The organism is Psychrobacter sp. 1Y4, assembly GCF_051847555.1.
Map to the genome: position 1 here is coordinate 1 of NZ_JBPYDE010000191.1, position 989 is coordinate 989.

Annotated in this window: 1 protein-coding gene and 1 pseudogene; both read left to right on the top strand. The window is 41.8% G+C overall.

Going from position 1 to position 989, the window contains the following annotated elements:
• A pseudogene (locus tag ACS8FC_RS15170) lies at positions 1 to 287 on the top strand (hypothetical protein); the annotation flags it as partial.
• A 289-nt stretch (positions 288 to 576) separates the two neighbouring features.
• A partial coding sequence (locus ACS8FC_RS15175) for an AAA family ATPase (RefSeq protein WP_439297382.1) occupies positions 577 to 989 on the top strand: 413 nt, incomplete at its 3' end.

The window sequence follows — 989 nt, forward strand, 5'->3', positions numbered from 1 at the left end:
TGAAAGACTTTGCAGGCGCGATTGCCAATATGTTGCCAATATTGGTGGTACTGGTCATCGGTTTGTTTATCGGTTTTATGTGGCAGCTGATACGCGGCGCATTCGCATCGAGCTTGGATAAAGCTCGTAGCCGTACGGCAGAGGATACGCAAGCGACGATGCAACTGACGACCGGTAGTTATTTGGCAGAAGGTGCTACCGTTACCGAACAGTCCGATAATAACGTAAACCTAGAAAAAGACAGTACATTAAATAAGAAAGCCAATAGCGATATGTCCGATAAATGATAAAAGTAGACTCAGCATTAATATAAAGTTATTGTCTTAAAAAATGACTGCATACTTGAATGAAAAGACACCAATGAGTGTCTTTTTTTATGCCAGAGTGTGTACCAATCATATGAATAGTTAACGGGATATAACCATGGTTCATAAAGGCGAACGCATGAGTATTTTGGCAATACGTCAGGCTGTGCTAATCTAATTTATCTTTTATTCATTATCAAATTTTTAGTTCTATTTATTTATCACCATACATTCATAACAATTCATCTATAACAACAATCGAGACCTGATTATGAGCAAGCAAACCTTTACCGGCACTCAAAATTATATCGCAACAGACGATTTACAACTGGCAGTGAATGCGGCCATGACATTACAAAAGCCGCTCCTTATCAAGGGTGAGCCTGGTACAGGTAAGACATTGCTTGCAGAAGAGGTTGCTGAAAGTCTAGGAATGCCACTGATTACGTGGCACATCAAGTCGACGACTAAAGCTGAGCAGGGTTTATACGAGTACGATGCGGTATCGCGCCTGCGTGACTCGCAGTTGGGTGATGACAAGGTTTATGAGATTGGCAATTATATCAAGCCGGGCAAGCTGTGGGATGCCTTCACTAGCACTGAGCGCAGCGTACTACTAATCGATGAGATTGATAAAGCAGATATCGAGTTCCCTAATGATTTGCTCCATGAGCTGGATAAGAT